The organism is Endothiovibrio diazotrophicus, from assembly GCF_054657215.1.
In genome coordinates this window covers 1-4,144 of record NZ_BAAHXB010000196.1, presented here as the reverse complement: position 1 = coordinate 4,144, position 4,144 = coordinate 1, and the positions used below count along the sequence as shown (strand labels likewise).

The window sequence follows — 4,144 nt, the reverse complement described above, 5'->3', positions numbered from 1 at the left end:
AACCACCGCACCAGTGTTGCTATCGATCACCATCTTCGGGCTTCCCAGGTGATCACTGATGATCGCGTAGTTGATCCCGCCCTTGACCATGTAGGCGGGCACGTTGGATTTGTCGGCGTAGACGAAGTAGCTGACTACGCTGTTGTCGCCGTCCAGCTCGGCGACCGGATTGAGCTGATCCCGGTAGAGGAAGCCTTGAACCAGTACGCCACCGACCTTCTTGCCGATGCGGCGGTTGCGGCCGTCGATCAGGTAGTCGATCACCACGTCGTCGCTCAACGTCACGCTGGTCAGGTTGCCAACGGTGTCGTAGCTGTAGAGGGTGGTTCCGCTGCCGTCGGTACGGCTCGCCAGTTCACCGTTGGCCGTGTAGGTATAGTCGGCATCGGCGTAGGCAACCAGTCGATCCTGCGCATCGTAGAGGCCGGTTTCCACGCCGTCGGGGCCTTCGCGGCTCAGGCGATTGCCGTTGGCGTCGTAGGTGTAGGTGGTCGTTTCACCATCGCGTTCCACCTCGGTGAGACGCCCGGCGGTGTCGTAGGTGTAGCGCTCGGTGCGGTCGGGGCCGTCGAGGCTTTCGACTCTTTCGGTAATACGACCGAGCGGATCACGGGTATAGCGAGTCTCCAGGATCGGGGACCCGCTGATCTCCACCTGCTCCTCCGTCAATTCGCCGAACCCGTTGTAGCCCGGATAGGTGTCGATCTCACCGATCTGCACGCCGTCGAACCATCCACTGCCGGATTGGTAATAGAGTTTGGCGTCCCCGGCATAGGTCAGCTGACCATCCTGATTGTAGTCGTGGCGAATCCGCAAGCCGTTGACGGATAGCCCGTCCAGCATGAGGTAGTCGTCCCAGTAGTCCCGGGATACCGCGCCGTTGACCTCTCCGCTCCACCGCTCCGATTCCAAGAGCGGCCCCATATAGGCGAAGGCCAGCGTTCCTCCATCGGGAGCGGTAATGCCGATGAGTTTTCCGGTGGTGTCGTCGTAGGAGTAAGCGGTGGTTCCCGCCGACCGACGCACCGCGACCTGATGCCCCTTGTCGTCGTACTCGATGGTCAATATCCGACCGTCGGGACGGGCGACTTCCACCAACTCCTTGTCGAGGTTGTAACGGTAACGGGTGGCAGGGTCCCGCTCGGGATTCAGCTCCGGCGGGGTGTACGCGGCCTCCAGGTCGCGCCCCTCGTAGGCAAAGCGGTGGGAGTCGCCGCCAGGGGTGGTGAGCGCAAGGAGATTGCCGGCGGCGTCGTACTCGTAGGAAACGGTACGCTCGCCGGGGAGCCGACGACGGATCGGCCGGCCGGACAAATCGTAGTCGATCTCGGTCCTTCGGCCAATGGGGTCTTCCAAGGCGGCGAGATTGCCCAGGGCGTCATACTGCAAGGTGGTGGAGCGAGCGGCCTCGCCATCGCTTGCCGTCATTGCAGCAAGGCGGCCTCGCTCGTCGTACTCGAAATTTACTCGGTTTCCACCTGGATACTCCACCTGCTGCAGGCGACCCCGCTCATTGAGCCACGTGGTGGTCACCCGCCCCTTCGGCGTGGTCACGGTCTGCTTGCGCTCGGCAGCATTGTATACGGTGCGGGTTTCCCCAAAGGGGGTCTCGACCGTTTCTGACAGTTCGTCGAAATCAAATGGGTCGCTCGGACTTCCGCCCACCTTACTCCGAGCTGTACTCACCTGATAGGTCGAGAATCCCGACAAGGAAAGACGTTCTGTAGACGTTACGGGAGAGCTCATGCCGAACCGCGGATCGGGGGCGTAGGACTCCTGATGTGTCGATCCGTCCGGAAGAGCGGTGTGCCTGGTCCCGTCGCTGAAACGCATTGCCGTGGTTACAGTGCCGTCCGGTGCAGTGGTTGTCTGCGTGGAAATCCAGCCTGCGTATTTTCGAAAGGTACTCCTCCGTCCCTCTTGGCTGGTGAGCGTAGTCGTGGTCCCGGTGTAAAGGAATCGATCTGCACGTCGCTCGAGGTCCCAACCCCCACCCGCTGAATCACGATCGGTGACAAGCCTCCCGGATGCGTCGTAGGCGTAGCTTCGGGTTCGATCCAGGGGATCGGTCATGGTGGTGAGCAGGCCGGCGTTTGCATAGCCAAACCGATACTGCTCACCCGCGGGGTTGGTAATTTCCGAAAGATATCCGTTTTCATCGAGGTCAAGTGCGGTTCGCTGGCCGTTGGGCGCCACCAGGGCCAATGGTCGGCCTTCGCTATCGCGTTCGATCGTCGTCACTTCGCCGTCGATGTCGGTGACGGCAACAAGACGTTCATTTTGATCAAAGCTGAAACGATAACGCTCGTTGGCGGTGAGCGCGTCCAGGGTCGCCACATGGCGGCCGCCTTCAAAACGATAGATCGAAGAGCCGTCCGCGGAGGGGATTCGTACCGGATCGGCAGACCAGTCATACAGGAAACGGCGCCGCAAGCGACTCTCTGTCGGCTGGGAAATATAGAGCGATCCGTCGGGAGCCGATGCCAATCGATTCGGACGCCCCACCGACGCAGCGGACGCGAGACCACCGTCTCCGTCATGGCCCATCACCCCGTTTCCAGCGGCGATGCTAATGATTCCCTCGTCATCGACCTCATACACGGCTTGGTTCTCTTTGTCGGCAATGTACAGGGTGCCGTCGGAGCCGATATCGATGTCATACGGCCAATTCAGATAAGAGGAGGTTGCCTCGCTCGCGCTTCCGGTACTTCCTGCCGTACCGCATATGCCGGCGACGGTGGAGACCAGCCCGGAAACGCCAATATGGCGAACGCAATGGTTGCCGGTATCGGCGACGTAGAGGCTACCATCGGCGGCAATAGCCAAATCGAGGGGGTGGTCGAACAGTGCATTCAGGGCGAATCCACCATCGCCACCAAAACCCGCAGTGGATGAACCGGCGAAGGTGTGGATCACCCCGTCCGGGCCGATCTTGCGGATCCGGTTTTCGTCGGTAAGGTACACGCTGCCGTCAGCGGCCACCTCGAGCGAGTCGAGATCCGCGAAGGTTGCATCCCGAGCGGGTCCTTCATCACCGCCATACGCCACCTCGTCACTCCCGGCAACAACCCGGATCTTCCCATCGGTCGTCAGCTTCCGTATGCAGGTTGCTCCGTTTTCGATGAAATAGAGATCGCCGTTCGGCGCGAGCTTGACCTCGAATACGTTGTTCAACGGCATCTCCAAGCCGACTCCATCCTCACACGAGGTTTCGTTCGAGCCGTTTCCGGCCAGTAGCGTGAGCCGACCGTCGAGGCCAATGCGATAGATGTAGCCGTCGTCCCCCGTATAGATCGATCCATCGTCAGCCACATCGATACCAACCGGCCAGATGTCGAAGAGTGACACATCTTCTCCATCGACCACCGGCCAACGATCTCCTCCGCCAGCAGCGGTCTGGATGAGCCATCCGGAGCCGGTGCGCAGGTCGCGCCGATCGCCATTTCCTCGGTATAGCATCCCGTCAGCTGCGTCCAGTTCGTGGTAGACGGAGAGACTCCATCCGCCCAGCCCTACCCGGGAGGAGAATCCTTTGCTGCCGGTAAGCTGTACCGTCCAGCTGCGCGAGATGCCGAACTCCTGATCCTCGCGAACAGCAAGTATTTGGGCACCATTGATTGTCGATCGCGCGAAAGAGCGCAACGAGCCGAATGCTGGACTGTAATAAACAAGGGGATAGACGTAACTCACCTCCACGGTGGCCATGGCAGAGCCGGAAACCGGCCTACCGTAGGCATCCAGTCCATCCCAGATGAAAGTGTAATTCTGGTTGGGTTGCGGAGGAAATTCCATTTGATGGGTCTGACCCGCAACGGAGATTTTCAGCCGAACTCCTTTGAGAATCGGCGGAACGCCACTGCCAGTGAGCGGGATTCCCATGGATCGGCCGTCCAAGCGGCCCGACATACGATCGCTACGGTAGTGGAGGGAATAGGGAGTTCCCACCAACGGGATGTCCTCGCCCAAGGATTGGGCCTGCACGTCGATCACGCACCCTGGGCACTGCGTATTATCCTTGGTATCCGAAGGCTTTTCCGAGTTGGTTTGTGGCTTGTTGGCTGTCGGCGATGGTGAAGCTGCGCCACCAATCGAGAACGAGCCGGGCCAATTGAAATCCCACGGCGAAAAATGCTCGATCGGCACT

Annotated in this window: 1 pseudogene; it reads right to left on the bottom strand. The window is 60.3% G+C overall.

From position 1 onward, the window contains the following. Positions 1 to 3,879: pseudogene (locus ACYQ2W_RS25290) on the bottom strand (NHL domain-containing protein); the annotation flags it as partial. Positions 3,880 to 4,144: the final 265 nt, after the last annotated feature.